Here is a 15,024-nt window from a genome sequence, read left to right as displayed (position 1 = left end):
CGGGCTATTCCTTCGCCGCCTCGGCCGCCTTGGTATTCAGCAGGCCAAAGCCGAAATCATTGTCCCGCCCCTTGGGGCCGAGATCCCTGGCGGTGGCGGCAAGTGCTTTCTCGACCCAGTCGGCCGAACGGTCGGGTGCGGCATGGAACAGGTTGGCGACGGCGCCGGTCACGATCGCTGCGGCGAAGGACGTCCCGGTCACCACGTCCGAGCCGGCGCCGCTCGGCGCTACCATCTCGACGCCGGGAGCGGAGATGAAGACATAGGCGCCGCGATTGGCCTGCGGCATCAGCCCGTCCTTGGCATCGGTGGCCGTCACCGCCATCACGCCGTCGAAGGCGGCCGGATAACCATAGGGCGCCTTCGGTCCGTTATTGCCGGCGGCCGCAACCAGCACGATGCCAAACGCGCGCGCATTGCGGCAGGCGATGCCGAGCAGGTCGTTCTTCGGACCGACGAAGCTCATATTGATGATGCGGACATCCTGCTCCGCCGCCCAGTCGAGCGCCGAAAGGATGACGTCCATGGTCGACTTGCCGCCCTCGAAGGCGCGGGCGTGATAGATCCTGGCACCCGGCGCCATGCCTTTGAACGCGCCGGTGCCGGCAATCAGTCCATCGACCGAAGTGCCGTGGTCGCGCGCCTTGATCGGCACGTCGGGCATGGCATCGAACTGCCCGGCGATGACGCCGGAGAGCGCCGGATTGCCGTCATCGATGCCGGTGTCGATGACGCCGACGCGTACATTCTCGCCGCTGGCTTTGTCGGCATCGAGCGCAATGCGCTCGAACGCATAATTGACGATGCTGGCCGCCTGCTGCAGCGAGTAGACATGGTTGGCCTCACGCCGCAAAGTACGGCCGTCGGCGGCAAGTTGCGCCAGCACGACGCCGACCGGGCGGCCATCGGGAATGCCGAAGCGCACCAGCGTGTTGCCGAGCAGCCGCGACTGCCGCTGCGAGCGTATCTCGAGGCCGAACGAGGCCGCGATCTGCTGGACCGCGCCGGCATCGCCATTGACCGTGACCAGCACCTCGTCGGGCACGAAATCGCCGATCACGGCGCGCGGCGGCTCGGTTGCGACAAGATCGGTGGGTGCTACGACCGGACCGCCCGGCGCGGCAGCCTGTATTGCCGGCGCGACGGCGGGTGGGGTTGCAGTATTGCCAGGAGGTATAGGCGCCTCGGTGACTACGGCAGGATTGGGGAACAGGTCGACAATCAAGTCCGGAAGAAACACCGCGCCCGTTATTCCAGGAGCCAGCGCTTTGCCGCCATCCTTCACGGCGCCGCCATCCTTGGCGCAGTCGGCGTTGGCAGCATTTCCCCGGTTCAGGCAGTCGATCTCAGCCTGGGTGAGGTTCGGGTCATTGGTCTGCGCCATTGCGGACGCGGCGAAGATTGTCATCGCTGCCGTCAATCGAATGACCGCCTTAGCCGCCATCAGCCGGTTTCCTTCCCTCCAGCGCAGCTTCGGTGAAAGGCTGGGCGGCAATAAGGCCAAGCAGCTTCTGATAGTCGGCGGCGGTCTTGGCCGGAACGCCGAGGCGGAAGACACCGTCGGCGGTCGGCCCGCCGGCGATCTTCAATTGGTTCTGGTCGAGAAAAGCGATGATGTCGGACAGCTTCGCATCCGGTTTGAACTTCACAAGTGCAAACGGCATTTTGGCCAGGTCGTCTTCCGATCCGGCAATCTCGAAATCGCCACCTCTGTTGCCGGTCTGCACAAAGGATTGCGCGACGACCAGGGCCAGCAGCACCGCGGCCGCGGCCCAGGCGACGCCGACCGGCACCGCCATGAAGCGGCTCCAGGCTTGCGCCAGCCAGGACGATGCCGCAGGCGCGCGGGACGGGCCGGCCTCGGCGTCGAGCGCCTTGGCAAAGCGGCTGAGCGCATCGGCCGGCGGGCGGATTGCCTCGTTTGCGGCAGCGGTGCCGGAGAATTCGGCCTCGGCCTCGCCTAGTGCGGCCATCGCCGCCGGATCGCTCGCCAGCCATTCCTCGATGGCTTCGAGCTCGGTGCCCTCCAGCGAGCCGTTCAGATAAAACGGCAGCAGCATTTCCATTTCGTCGCGGCGTGACATTTTTTCAGCGGCGCTCATGGCCACCCCCTGTCGTAACCGGCGGCCTTGAGGGCTTCGCCGAGTTTCTTGCGGGCGTAGAACATCCTGGTCTTGACCGTTGCGACCGGGATGCCGAGTACCTCGCCGATCTCGCTCACCGATTGCCCGTGATAATAGGCAAGGTCGATCACCGTGCGGTGCTCTTCCGGCATGGCATCGATAAAGCGTCGCAAGGCGGCGGCCTTGTCTTCCTTCATCGTCACGACTTCCGGCGTGTCGGCGCCGTCGGCGACCCGGGCCGCGTCATCGTCGTCGATCCAGTCTTCCTTCTTCTTGCGCAGCAGGGACAGCGCCTTGAAGCGGGCAATGCCGAGCAGCCATGTCGAGACCTCCGAGCGCCCCTCGAAGGCCGGTGCCTGCCGCCAGAGTTCGAGGAACACCTCGTTCGCGATATCGTCGGCCATCAGTTCCGATCCCGTCTGGCGTGCCACGAAGCGGTAGACCCGCGCGTGGTGGCGCATGAACAGGAGCCGCACGGCGGCACGGTCACCTTTCGCGACCCGCTCGACAAGCGCGCGATCGGTCTCCGCGGCCGTCATCGCCGGTCGAGCCGCCTGGCTCCTGCCTGCTCTGTCGCTGATCGGCCCAAAAAGGTTCACCGCATCCGCCCGTATATTTGCGGAGGCTAACTGAAGAGCGGGAGCGTTGCCAGAGGGAGAAGAGGGCGCGCGCTCAGCTCAGGAATGGCTCGGCCTTCATCGTCGCCGGCACCGGCACGCCGAGGCGCACAAGCACCGTCGGCGCGAGCTGCAGCTGATCGAGCAGCGTATTGGCTTCCGGACCCTCGCCGGATCCGAAGTAGTAAAGTGCGAAATCCTGCATCTCCTCGTCGTGGCCGCCATGATGGCCGCGATCGGTCTGGCCATGATCGGCGGTGACGATCACCTCGTAGCCGGCTTCCCGCCAGCGCGGCAGAAAGCCGGCGAGCATGGCGTCCATTGCATAGACGGCATGATCCATCTCGTGGCAGTCATGGCCGAAGCGGTGGCCCATCGAGTCCAGCGTGCAGCTGTGCAGGATGCCGTAGTCGATGCCGTAGCGCCTGGTCAGCATGGTCAACGTCGCGAACAGGTCGACGTCGCTCGGCGTCATCTGGTTCCTGGCATTGTAGCCGGTCATGGTGTGGAACCGGCCATGGCTGATCGGCCTGCCCGGCTGGTCGAACTCCATGTCCTCGACCAGGTCGAACGGATAGGCCCGAAAGAATTCGGACCAGTAGGAGTGGGTGACCGCACCGGTCTTGCCGCCGGCCCTGCTGACTTCGGAAAAGATGTCCGGCTGTTCGACGCGAAACCGGTTCTCGTTCGACAGGATGCCGTGCACTTGAGGCGGCACGCCGGTGTGGATCGAGGCATAGCAGGATGCCGAGGTCGACGGCAGCACGGAGCGCATCTTCCACACGCGGGCTTCGCCTGATTGCACCCAGCCTTCGAGATTGCCCATCAGCCGTCGCCAGTTCCGGTAAGGCACGCCGTCGAGGATGATGAGCAATAGTTTTGTGTTGAGCGCCAAGGGCGCCTCCATGCGGCTTAATCGGAAAAGTCAGGGCGGGCCTGCCGTTCAATCCACGCCCGGACAGGATCGTCGGGCGCAAAGGGCGGCCCGCTAGTTCCCCGCGCTGGCCATGCGCCGTCCCTTGATCGCTTTCTCTAGCCAGCCGATCTCCATTTCTGGCACCGACGATAGCAAAAGATCGGTGTAGGCATCGAAGGGTGGCGTCAGCACGGTGCTCTTGGCGCCGTAGCGCACCACTTCGCCGCGATACATCACGGCGATTGAATCGGCGATCGACTTGACCGTGGCCAGGTCGTGGGTGATGAACAGATAGGCGACGTTTTCCTCTTTCTGCAGCCCGAGGAGCAGCTCCAGTATGCCGTGGGCGACCAGCGGATCGAGCGCCGAGGTCACCTCGTCGCAGATGATCAGCTTCGGCTTTGCGGCGAGCGAGCGGGCGATGCAGACGCGCTGCTTCTGGCCGCCCGAAAGCTCGGCCGGATAGCGGTCGACATAGCCTTTGCCCATTTCGATCTTGTCGAGCAGTTCCGCGACACGGGCGTCACGTTGCCTTCCGCGCAGACCGAAATAGAATTCCAGCGGCCGGCCGATGATGGTGCCGACCGTCTGGCGCGGGTTCATCGCCACGTCGGCCATCTGGTAGATCATCTGCAGTTGGCGAAGATCCTCTTTCGGCCGGTCGGCAAGCCGGTTGGCGAGCGGCCGTCCGTCGAAGGTGACGGTGCCTTGTTCGGGCGGCAAGAGGCCGGTGATGGCGCGCGCCAGTGTCGATTTGCCGGAGCCGGACTCGCCGACCACCGCCAGCGTCTGGCCGGGGAAAATATCGATCGAGACGTTCTTCAGCACCTTGATGTGACTGCGGCCATAGGCGGCGGTGATGTTCTTGACCGACAGGAACGGGCTCGTGCCAGGCTTCTGCTCCTGGTGTTCGATCTCATGCACCGAAACCAGCGCGTTGGTGTATTCCTGGCGCGGCTCCTTGATGATCTGGCGGGTGCCGCCCCATTCGACCAGCCGGCCGTGGCGCAGCACCATGATCTCGTCCGAGACCTGGGCGACGACGGCAAGGTCGTGAGTGATGTAGAGCGCCGCGACATGCGTGTCGCGGATGGCATCCTTGATCGCCGCCAAGACGTCGATCTGCGTCGTCACGTCGAGCGCCGTGGTCGGCTCGTCGAAGACGATCAGGTCGGGTTCCGAGCACAGCGCCATTGCCGTCATCACGCGCTGCAGCTGACCGCCCGAGACCTGGTGGGGGAAGCGCTCGCCGATGCTTTCGGGGTTCGGCAGGCTGAGCTTCTTGAACAGCGCCACGGCGCGCTTTTCGGCTTCGGCCCGCGTCGCCGTGCCGTGCAGGAGTGCTGCCTCGACCACCTGGTCCATCAGCCTGTGCGCCGGATTGAAGGCGGCTGCCGCCGATTGCGCGACATAGCAGACCTCGCGGCCGCGCAATTTGCGAAATCCTTCGTTGCCGCCCTTCAGGATGTCGCGGCCATTGAGGATGACCTCGCCGCCGGTGATGCGCACGCCGCCGCGGCCGTAGCCCATCGACGACAGGCCGATGGTCGATTTGCCGGCGCCGGACTCGCCGATCAGGCCAAGCACCTTGCCCTTCTCCAGCGTCAGCGAGACATCGTGCACCAGCACGATGTTCTTCGGCGCCTCACCCGGCGGGTATACCGTGGCCTCGATGCGCAGATTGCGAATGTCGAGCAGCACGCCGGACTTCGGTTGCCCGGGCTTCGGTTGCCCGGGCTTCGGTTGCTTGTCAGCCATTACCCGCGTCCTCCCTTCAGGCTTGTCGTGCGGTTGAGCACCCAGTCGGCGACGAGATTGACGGAAATCGCCAGCGCTGCGATCGCCGCCGCCGGAATGAGGGCGGCGCCTATGCCGAAGACGATGCCGTCCTTGTTTTCCTTGACCATGCCGCCCCAATCGGCGCTAGGCGGCTGCACGCCAAGGCCGAGGAAGGACAGCGTCGACAGGAACAGTACGGCATAGATGAAGCGCAGGCCGAGTTCCGAAACCAGCGGCGACAGCGCATTGGGCAGGATCTCGCGGAAGATGATCCAGCCGCTGCCTTCGCCGCGCAATTTGGCCGCCTCGACATAATCCATGACGTTGATGTCGACGGCGACCGCCCTCGACAGGCGGTAGACGCGGGTCGAATCCAGAACGCCCATGACCAGGATCAGCGTCACCAGATTGGATGGCAGCACCGACAGCACGACAAGGGCCATGATCAATGTCGGGATCGACATCAGGAGATCGACGAGACGCGACAGAAGCGTGTCGAACCAGCCGCCGAACACCGCGGCCGAGAAGCCGAGGATGGCACCGAGCGAGAACGACAGCGCGGTCGCCAGCACCGCGATGAACAGGGTGATTCGGGCGCCGTAGATCATGCGCGACAACAGATCGCGGCCGAGATTGTCGGTGCCCAGCCAATGCGCCGCCGACATCGGTTCCCAAGGGACGTCGCTGACGATCTCGGCATTGCCATGCGGCGCGATCCACGGCGCAAAAATTGCTGCCAGCACGAACAGCGCCGTCAGCACGATGCCGACCAATGCCGGGATGGGGATGCGTTTGATGACGAGCATACCCGCCCCCCTCATTTCGGATGTCTGAGGCGCGGATTGGCGATGATCGCCGCTATGTCCGCGATGATGTTCAGGCTGATGTAGACGGCGGCGAAGATCAGCCCGACCGCCTGCACCACCGGCACGTCACGCTTGGTGACGTGGTCGACGAGGTATTGGCCCATGCCTGGATAGACAAAGATAACTTCGACCACGACGACGCCGACGATCAGGTAAGCGAGATTGAGCATCACGACGTTGATGATCGGCGCAATGGCATTGGGGAAGGCATGCCTGCGGATGACCGCGAAGGCCGAAAGCCCCTTGAGTTCGGCGGTTTCGACATAGGCCGACTGCATGACATTGAGGATCGCGGCGCGCGTCATGCGCATCATATGGGCTAGCACCACCAGGGTCAGCGCCGCCGCCGGCAGTGCGATGGCCTGAATGCGTTCGCCGAAAGGCATCCCGTCATAGACAGTGGAAATGGCGGGAAACCATTGATGTTGCACCGCGAAGAAAAAGACGAGCACATAGCCGACGAAGAATTCCGGGAAGGACGTCGAGGCCAGCGCCAGTCCCGAGATCAGCTTGTCGACCCAGCCATTGCGGTAGCGCACCGCGATCAGCCCGAGGATGATCGCCAGCGGCACCGCGACGACCGCCGCCCAGAAGGCGAGGAACAGCGTGTTCCACAGCCTTCCCTTGATAGAGGTTGCGATATCCTGACCGCTCGACATCGCCGTGCCGAGATCACCGGTCAGAATGCCGCCGAGCCAGCGAAAATAACGGATGTAAGCGGGATCATTGAGGCCGAGCTGCTCGCGCAGATTGGCGAGCGACTCCGGTGTCGCCGACTGTCCTAGGATGGCTTGCGCGACGTCGCCGGGCAGGATCTGGGTGCCGGCGAAGATCAGGACCGAAACGGCCAACAGCAGCAGAATGCCCAGCGCAATGCGCTGGGCCACCAGTTTCACGATGGGTGAGGACATATCCGCAAGGCCGGGCTCAGGCTTCGAGCCAGCACTTCGCCAGAGCATATCCGTTCATCAACTCCTGATGCGGATCATCCACCCACCCGGCAACCTTGGCGCCCGTCGCGTCGATAAACTGATTGAACATCGGCAGGATCAGGCCGCCCTCGTCGCGCACCATCACAGCCATGTCGTGGTACATTGCCTTGCGCTTGGCCTCGTCGAGCTCGGCGCGAGCCGCCAGCACCATCTTGTCGAAATCCGGACGCTTGAACCGTGTGTCGTTCCAGTCGGCCGTCGACAGATAGGCAGTCGAGTACATCTGGTCCTGCGTCGACCGGCCGCCCCAGTAGGAGGCGCAGAAGGGCTGCTTGTTCCAGACTTCCGACCAATAGCCGTCGCCCGGCTCGCGCTTGATCTCCAGCGTGATGCCGGCCTTGGCAGCACTCTGCTGGAACAGCTGTGCAGCATCGACGGCACCGGGGAAGGCGACGTCCGACGTCCGGAGCAGGACGGCACCGTCATGGCCCGACTTCTTGTAGTGGAACTTGGCCTTGTCGGGATCGTATTTGCGCTGCTCGATTTCGGTGAATAGCGGGTACGATGCATTGATCGGGAAGTCGTTGCCGAGCGAGCCATAGCCACGCAGCACCTTGTTCAGCATCTCCTCGCGGTCGATCGCCAGCTTCAACGCCATCCGCAAATCGTTGTTGTCGAACGGCGCGGTGTTGCAGTGCATGATGAAGACGTAGTGGCCGGGTCCCGAATGGTTGCGGATGGTGACGCCGGGCACGCGCTTGATCAGATCGACGATCTTCGGCTCGACGCGGTTGATCATGTGGACCTGGCCGCCCTGCAGGGCGGCCGTGCGCGCCGTGGCGTCGTTGATGACGATGATCTCTATCTGGTCGGCATGGCCCATCTTGTCGCCCTGCCAATAATTGGCGAAGCGCTCGCCGCCATGGCGCACGCCGGGCTCGTTGGTGGTGACCTTGTAAGGACCCGCCGAGATGCCGGCATCGGCCTTGTCCTTGCCGCCATTCGGCTGAATGATCAGGTGATAGTCGCTAAGCAGGTAGGGCAGGTCGGCATTCGGCTCCTTCAGCGTCAGCACCACTTCCTTGCCGCTGGCCTTGATGCTCTCGATGCCTTTCATATAACCGAGCGCACCGGACTTTGACTTCTCGTCCGAATGGCGTTCGAGGGTGGCGGCCACGTCCTCTGCGGTCACCTTCTTGCCGTTGTGGAACTCGACGCCATCGCGGATCTTCAGCGTCCAGGTCTTGGCGTCGTCCGACGAGCCGATCTCCTCGGCGATGCGGTTCTCGAGCTTGCCTTCGGGAGACAGTTCGACGATCAGTTCGCCCCACATCTTGCCGAAGGCGAACGGCACCTGCGTCATAAACAGCGCCGGATCGAGGCTGTTGGTGGACTCGCCACCGACCAGGCCGGCCTTGAGCGTGCCGCCCTTGACCGGACCCGCCGCGCGGGAAGCGCTGGATAGCAGCGAATTGGCGATGGTTGCGGTGACGCCAAGCGCTGCTGCCCGGCCGAGAAAATCGCGACGGCTCAGCTTGCCGGACGCAACGCGCCGGCTCAGATATTCCAGTTCGTTTGACATGTTGAGTTCCTCACTCTGCTGGTCCGACCTTATGGTCGTTTTTCTCATTTCTATCGGGAGAATAATGACCGTAAGGGAAAGCGGTAAGCAAGACCGAATGCGACATGCCGTGGCGTAAATCGTGCGTCGCAATTGGACCAATCGCTATAAGCGCTCAAAGCAGTGCGCGCGGGATTTTCTCCTCGAAGTTGCGCTCGAAGACCAGTTTTTCGCCTTCGTAGGCTTCGATTCTGGCGCTAACCACGAAGCTTTGCGCGTCGGACCGCATTTCGGCGAAGGTTTCGGTGCGCACCGACCATCCATTTCGCGACAGCGTCTGGGTCCAATGCGTCTTGCCCGAGGCTGACAGCGGATTGTCGGGATGGATCGCCCATGTCTCTCTGGCGATGCTGCCATTGGCGAGGCCATGCTCCAGGTCGCGCACCTCACCGAAATCGTCGACGATGGAAAGCGTAATCATTCCGGTCTTTTCGTCGCGATCGACATGACGCTCGGAATTGGCGGGCCGAAGCGTCTCCGTTGCCCAGGGCGCAGCACCTTCGGGAGCGGGGAAGGTGACCTCGTCGCCTGTCGCCGGCGGGCGTACCGGCAGCATCAATGTCGCGGCCGACAATTCGAGCCGGACCGGCTCCGGCGACGGCCAGATCATCGGCCAGTAGGCGTTCGAAACGGCAACGCGCAAGCGATGGCCGGCCGGCACGCGATAGGCGCATTGGTCGAGCACCACCCGGGCGCTGACGGTTTCGCCGGGCACCAGCGCTTCGGGAAATTCGTGCGAGTTGCGATGCGTCAGGTTGAGCACGCCGTACGAGATCAGCTCCGATGCCCCGTCCGGATGGACGTCGCACAGCCGAACCGCGATGTTCGCCTGGCGCCGGTCCGACGAGACGCTGACCACAACTTCGGGAGCACCGACAATGTCGACCGTTTCGGTCAGCACCGGCTGGTCGAAGCACACCGACAGCGCATCGTCGGGGCGCTGGTCACCCGGCAGTTCCGGGCCGAAGGTGAAGGGGAAATATTCGCCGCCGGCGAGGCCGCAGCTTTGCGGCGAAGCGACGATAGCGTGGTTGCCTTCAGCGATAAGCTCAACCTCTTGCGTCTTGATGTTGGGTGACGGCCATTCCGATTCAGCGACCCAGCGGCCCGGCCGCTCGGGATGCCAGCGTGCCGGACGCACGCTGTCCATGACATAGGCGCGGTAGGCGGGGTCGGCCTCGACGCCGGTGTCGATGTCCTTCAGCCAGCGGTCCCACCAGCGCAAGGCCTCCTGCAGGAAGCCGATGCGCGGTTCGGGCGCGGCGTAATGCGGGTATTTGTGGATCCACGGGCCGACGATGCCCTTGACCGGCGCCTCGATATTGACGGCGAGATGGGAAATCGTATTGCGATAGCCATCATGCCAGCCGCCGATCGACAGCACCGCGGCATGGATGGCGGAATAGTCCTCGCAGATCGAGCCGCGCCTCCAATAGGCATCGCGATGCTGGTGCTTCAGCCACAGCGGTGCCAGGAATGGCTGGTTCTCCAGCCTGGTCAGCCACAGGTCGCGCCATCTGTTGTCGCCGGCCAGCAACGGATCCGGCGGCCTTGACGAATAGGACAGCATGGTCGAGGCCCAGCCGAAATTCTCGATCAGCAGGCAGCCGCCCTTGTAGTGGATGTCGTCGGCATAGCGGTCGACCGTCGAACAGAGACTGATGGCCGCCTTCAGCGCCGGCGGCTGCTTAGACGCCACCTGCAGGCAGTTGAAGCCGCCCCACGAAATGCCCATCATGCCGACATTGCCGTTGCACCAGGGCTGGTCCGCCGCCCAGGCGATGACGTCGCAAGCGTCCTGCAATTCCTGCTCGGAATATTCGTCGTCCATCAGCCCTTCGGAATCGCCATTGCCGCGCATGTCGACGCGGATCGAGGCGTAGCCGTGGCCGGCAAAATAGGGATGCGTCAGCTGATCACGATAGATCGTGCCGTCGCGCTTGCGATAGGGCAGGTGTTCGAGGATTGCCGGCACTGGGTCGTCGGCAGCATCGGCCGGCATCCACACCCGCGCCGACAGCCGGCAGCCGTCCGGCATGATGATCCCCATATCCGGAAATTCGACGATCTTTCGGGGGAATTCAGTGACGATTTTCATGCGGGCGAACTCCAGGAGCGCCAGATGATGGAGCCCGTGAGAGCGCGTCATGGGCCAGTCAACGAATTCGGCTGGTCAATCCGCGTCAATTCAGCGGAATGTCGTTTTCGTCCTTGCCGGCCTGATAGGCGCCGGACAATTCGTCATAGCGCGTTGATATTGTGTGGATGCGCGCTTCCAGCCGACCGCGCTCGGGGTCCGGCAGCGAGCGCACCAATTTGCGGATCGAAAAGCTCTTCCAATAGGCATTCTCGGCATTGTAGCCGCCGGGATCGAGGGTGAAGACCTCTTTCAGGATCTTCAAATCGTGCGGGATGTCGAAGCTGTCGCGCGAGTCCTCGTGGCTGAACAGATAGAAGAAATTGTCGAAGCCGGTCCAGGTGATCGCCGACAGACAGAGCGAGCAGGGCTCGTGGGTGGCGAGGAAGATAGCCTCCCTGGTGTCGACGCGCTCGGCTTTCGGCAGTTCGTAGAAGCGCTTCAGGCAGTGCACCTCGCCGTGCCAGAGCGGGTTTTCGGTCTCGTTATTGGTTTCGGCAAGCACCAGCGAGCGGTCGTCCTTGCGCAGGATCGCCGCGCCGAACAACTTGTTGCCATGCGCGACGCCCTCGGCCGTCTTCGGCACGATGTCGTGCTCTATGACATCGAGCAGGCGGTCGATCAGCGAAATGTCGGTCATCACCGGCTCCCATCGGGAAGATGTATCTCGTAGGCGTGCGAGAAATGGCACTCTTCGAGATTGGAGTCGTCGCCGCCACGGTCGACGACCAGGAAGTCCTGCGGCTCGCCGATCGGCGTCAGCACGCCGTGCCACAAATTGCGCGGATAGTTGATGCCTTGCCCGGGCGCGGTGATGAAGGCATGCGGCTCGCCCGGGCCCTCCTCGCCGTCATGGCAGACGACGACCAGGAACGGCCGTGGTGACAGCGGGATGAAGGCCTGGCTGCCAAACGGATGGCGCTCCACCATGGTAAGCTTCAACGGCAGCTCATAGTGCGTGCCACGCACCATCGAGATCAGCACGCGCGCATTCGGCCCTCGTGCTTCCGCGGTGGCGAGGTCATGGTAGCGCTCGGCCTTGCCGCCATTGATCGGATAATGGTTGTCGCCGCCCATATCGATGACGTCGCCGAATTCGGCGAAATTCTCGCGGGTCAGCGGCCGCGCGACGATGCGGGTCATGGTGTAGGTCTCGCGACGCCGGCGCTGCCAAGCTTGGCGTGGCGGTTGACGTCCTTGTAGAGGAGATAGCGGAATTTGCCTGGCCCGCCGGCATAACAAGCCTGCGGGCAGAAGGCGCGCAGCCACATATAATCGCCAGCCTCGACCTCGACCCAGTCCTGGTTGAGACGATAGACCGCCTTGCCCTCCAGCACATAGAGCCCGTGCTCCATGACATGCGTCTCGGCGAAAGGAATGACCGCGCCCGGCTCGAGCGTGACGATGGTGACATGCATGTCGTGGCGCATGTCGGCCGGATCGACGAAGCGCGTGGTCGCCCATCGGCCTTCGGTACCCGGCATCGGCGTCGGCGCGATGTCCTGTTCGTTGACAAAGAACGCTTGCGGCGGCTCGATGCCGTCGACTGCATCATAAGTCTTGCGGATCCAGTGGAAGCGGACGGCGGCGCCGCTTTCATTGTGCACCGTCCACCCACTCGCCGGCGGCAGGAAGGCAAAGCCGCCCGGCCTTAAGCTATGTTTCTTGCCGGCAAGCGAAACGCTTAGCTCGCCTTCGACCACGAACAGCGCACCTTCGGCGGCGGCGTCAAGCTCAGGGTGGTCGCTGCCGCCGCCAGGCGCGAGCTCGACGATGTATTGCGAAAACGTCTCGGCAAAACCCGACAGCGGCCGCGACAGCACCCAGACGCGTGTCCCATCCCAGAACGGCAAGGCGCTGGTGACGATGTCCTGCATCACGCCCTTGGGGATGACGGCATAGGCCTGTGTGAACACAGCGCGGCCGGTCAGCAATTCGCTCTGGCCGGGATGTCCGCCCTGCGGCGCATAATAGGTTCGCTCGGCCATTTTCATCATATCCATAAATTCAAGCCTGTTGCGGAAGCCAGGGCCTATCGCGGCAGCCAAAGCCTATTGCGGAAGCATGTCCTTGAGACGAAGCAGCGCGATGCGCTCGACCTGTCTGCAGGCGGTTTCGAATTCGACATCGTGGCTGTTGCCAATACGCGCCTCGAACTCGGCCAGGATCTCCCCCTTGGTCTTGCCTTTCACCGCAATAATGAAGGGGAAACCGAAACTGGTGACGTAGGCGGCATTGAGTTTTGCGAACAGCTCGCGCTCCTTGTCGGTCAGCGCGTCGAGGCCGGCCGAAGCCTGTTCCCTCGAGGATTCCGCCGTCAGCCGCTTGGCCTGCGCCAGTTTTCCGGCAAGGTCGGGGTGGGCATTGAGCACGGAAAGCCGCTCGGCCTCGCTTGCCGCGCGAAAGACGCGGCAGAGCGCATTGTGCAGGCCGCCGGCACTGTCATGCGCCGGGCCGAGCTCCAGCTCATAAGCGCGCTCGGCAATCCACGGCGAATGCTCGAACACGCCGCCAAATGTATGGACGAAGGCCTCGAATTCCATTTTCGACGGGCGCAGCGCCGGCAACCGGAACGGATGCGTCTCCTGCCAATGTTTTGCGATGTCGATGCGCCGTGCCAGCCAGACCTTGTCGTGTGATTTGACGTAGTCGATGAAGCGCTTCAGTGCCGCGACCCGGCCCGGCCGGCCGACGAGGCGGCAGTGCAGGCCGATGTTCATCATGCGCGGCCGTCCTGCCTTGCCCTCGGCATAGAGCGTATCGAAACTATCCTTGAGATAGGCAAAGAATTGGTCGCCCGAGTTGAAGCCTTGCGGCGTGGCAAAGCGCATGTCGTTGGCGTCGAGCGTATAGGGGATGACCAGCTGCGGCTTCGCCGACCCGTCCGGTGCCGCATGCTCGAACCAGTAGGGCAGTTCGTCGTCATAGGTGTCCGACACATAATCGAAGCCGCCCTCTTCCGCCGCCAGCCGCACCGTGTTGATCGAGGTGCGGCCGGTGTACCAGCCGGTCGGCCGCGCCCCTGTCACCTCATAATGCAGCCGGATCGCCGCCTCCATGTCGCGGCGCTCGTCTTCTGGCGCATGGTCGCGGTAGTCGATCCATTTCAGCCCGTGCGAAGCGATCTCCCAGCCGGCCTCCTGCATCGCCGCAACCTGGTCGGGCGAACGCGCCAGGGCCGTGGCGACGCCATAGCAGGTGACCGGCACTTGCGCCGCGCTGAATAGGCGCAGCAATCGCCAGAAGCCCGCTCGGGCGCCGTATTCGTAGATCGATTCCATGTTCCAGTGGCGCTGGCCGGGCCAGGGCGCGGCGCCGACGATCTCCGACAGGAAAGCCTCCGAAGCCTTGTCGCCGTGCAGGACGCAATTCTCGCCGCCCTCTTCGTAATTGACGACGAACTGCACCGCGACATGCGCCCCGCCGGGCCATTTCGGATCCGGCGGATTGGCTCCGTAGCCGCGCATGTCTCGTTCGTAACGCATTCTCGCTCCTGCCGGAAATTGTGATCAGGATAGTCGAAAGGAGTGCCTGCGCATTCCCCCGAAATTTTTGAAAGTGTTTTTGTCGCGGTCCGCTCGACCGGGACTTATGCATCGCCTTTAATTGGCGCACAATTCATGAATAGTGTTCGACTGTGCAGGGAATGGAGCAGCCAGTGGCGGAAACGTCGAAAGCCGAAGGCGGGCGCCTGACGACCCACGTCCTCGACACTGCGGCCGGTAAACCGGCGGCCGGTCTGTCGATCGAGCTCTATCATCTTGACGGTCAGGCCCGGACGCATCTGAAAACGGTCGTCACCAATGATGACGGCCGTTGCGATGCTCCGCTGCTTGCCGGCGCGGAATTCCGTACCGGCGAATACGAGCTGGTCTTTGCGGCCGGCGATTATCTGCGCCGGCAAGGGACAAAACTGCCGGAACCGGCCTTCCTCGACCATGTGCCGATCCGCTTCGGTATGGCCGAGCCGATGCACTATCATGTGCCGCTGCTTCTGTCGCCGTACGGTTATTCGACCTACCGGGGAAGCTGA

The 15,024-nt window shown here is 63.4% G+C and carries 14 protein-coding genes; 1 reads left to right on the top strand and 13 read right to left on the bottom strand.

Annotation, left to right across the window (positions count from 1 at the left end):
* Window positions 1-4 precede the first annotated feature (4 nt).
* The 13 genes from NKK47_RS09255 to puuE all read right to left on the bottom strand — a co-directional run bounded on the left by NKK47_RS09255 (window position 5) and on the right by puuE (window position 14,476).
* Entirely contained in the window at window positions 5-1,444 is a 1,440-nt protein-coding gene (locus NKK47_RS09255; RefSeq protein ID WP_023680216.1) for a S8 family serine peptidase, read from the bottom strand.
* Window positions 1,434-2,102 carry an anti-sigma factor gene (locus NKK47_RS09250; protein ID WP_352568403.1) on the bottom strand — a complete coding sequence of 223 codons (669 nt, stop codon included), beginning with the start codon at window positions 2,100-2,102 and terminating at the stop codon, window positions 1,434-1,436. The genes NKK47_RS09255 and NKK47_RS09250 overlap by 11 nt, the downstream gene beginning before the upstream one ends.
* Window positions 2,099-2,662 (bottom strand): sigma-70 family RNA polymerase sigma factor, encoded by a 564-nt coding sequence (locus tag NKK47_RS09245; protein WP_023676214.1) that lies wholly within the window; start codon window positions 2,660-2,662, stop codon window positions 2,099-2,101. The genes NKK47_RS09250 and NKK47_RS09245 overlap by 4 nt, the downstream gene beginning before the upstream one ends.
* Window positions 2,663-2,795: 133 nt before the next feature.
* Window positions 2,796-3,635, bottom strand: a complete 840-nt coding sequence (locus tag NKK47_RS09240) for an alkaline phosphatase family protein (protein WP_084641081.1) — start codon at window positions 3,633-3,635, stop codon at window positions 2,796-2,798.
* A gap of 93 nt (window positions 3,636-3,728) precedes the next feature.
* Complete coding sequence (locus NKK47_RS09235) at window positions 3,729-5,414, bottom strand: ABC transporter ATP-binding protein (protein ID WP_023676216.1); 1,686 nt, start codon at window positions 5,412-5,414, stop codon at window positions 3,729-3,731.
* Window positions 5,414-6,241, bottom strand: coding sequence for an ABC transporter permease (locus NKK47_RS09230; RefSeq protein WP_023676217.1), 828 nt, complete (start codon window positions 6,239-6,241; stop codon window positions 5,414-5,416). Before NKK47_RS09230 ends, NKK47_RS09235 begins: the two co-directional genes overlap by 1 nt.
* A gap of 11 nt (window positions 6,242-6,252) precedes the next feature.
* A complete protein-coding gene (locus tag NKK47_RS09225) occupies window positions 6,253-7,212 on the bottom strand; it encodes an ABC transporter permease (protein ID WP_023676218.1) in 960 nt (319 codons plus the stop codon).
* 16 nt (window positions 7,213-7,228) lie between these two features.
* Window positions 7,229-8,815 carry an ABC transporter substrate-binding protein gene (locus tag NKK47_RS09220; RefSeq protein WP_023676219.1) on the bottom strand — a complete coding sequence of 529 codons (1,587 nt, stop codon included), beginning with the start codon at window positions 8,813-8,815 and terminating at the stop codon, window positions 7,229-7,231.
* Window positions 8,816-8,969: 154 nt separating this feature from the next.
* On the bottom strand, window positions 8,970-10,952 hold the full coding sequence (locus NKK47_RS09215; protein ID WP_352568401.1) for a CocE/NonD family hydrolase: 1,983 nt from the start codon (window positions 10,950-10,952) through the stop codon (window positions 8,970-8,972).
* 85 nt (window positions 10,953-11,037) lie between these two features.
* Window positions 11,038-11,631, bottom strand: a complete 594-nt coding sequence (locus NKK47_RS09210; protein WP_031211650.1) for a nucleoside deaminase — start codon at window positions 11,629-11,631, stop codon at window positions 11,038-11,040.
* Window positions 11,631-12,134, bottom strand: coding sequence for an ureidoglycolate lyase (locus NKK47_RS09205; protein ID WP_023676220.1), 504 nt, complete (start codon window positions 12,132-12,134; stop codon window positions 11,631-11,633). The genes NKK47_RS09210 and NKK47_RS09205 overlap by 1 nt, the downstream gene beginning before the upstream one ends.
* Window positions 12,131-12,979, bottom strand: coding sequence for a bifunctional allantoicase/(S)-ureidoglycine aminohydrolase (locus NKK47_RS09200; RefSeq protein WP_023676221.1), 849 nt, complete (start codon window positions 12,977-12,979; stop codon window positions 12,131-12,133). The genes NKK47_RS09205 and NKK47_RS09200 overlap by 4 nt, the downstream gene beginning before the upstream one ends.
* Window positions 12,980-13,042: 63 nt before the next feature.
* Complete coding sequence (gene puuE, locus NKK47_RS09195) at window positions 13,043-14,476, bottom strand: allantoinase PuuE (RefSeq protein ID WP_023676222.1); 1,434 nt, start codon at window positions 14,474-14,476, stop codon at window positions 13,043-13,045.
* 173 nt (window positions 14,477-14,649) lie between these two features.
* Here puuE and uraH point away from each other — a divergent pair, with 173 nt between their 5' ends.
* Entirely contained in the window at window positions 14,650-15,024 is a 375-nt protein-coding gene (gene uraH, locus NKK47_RS09190) for a hydroxyisourate hydrolase (RefSeq protein WP_023676223.1), read from the top strand.

This window comes from Mesorhizobium sp. M0019 (assembly GCF_040323975.1).
In the GTDB taxonomy this organism is placed as follows: Bacteria; Pseudomonadota; Alphaproteobacteria; order Rhizobiales; family Rhizobiaceae; genus Mesorhizobium.
This window is presented reverse-complemented; position numbering and strand designations above follow the sequence as displayed.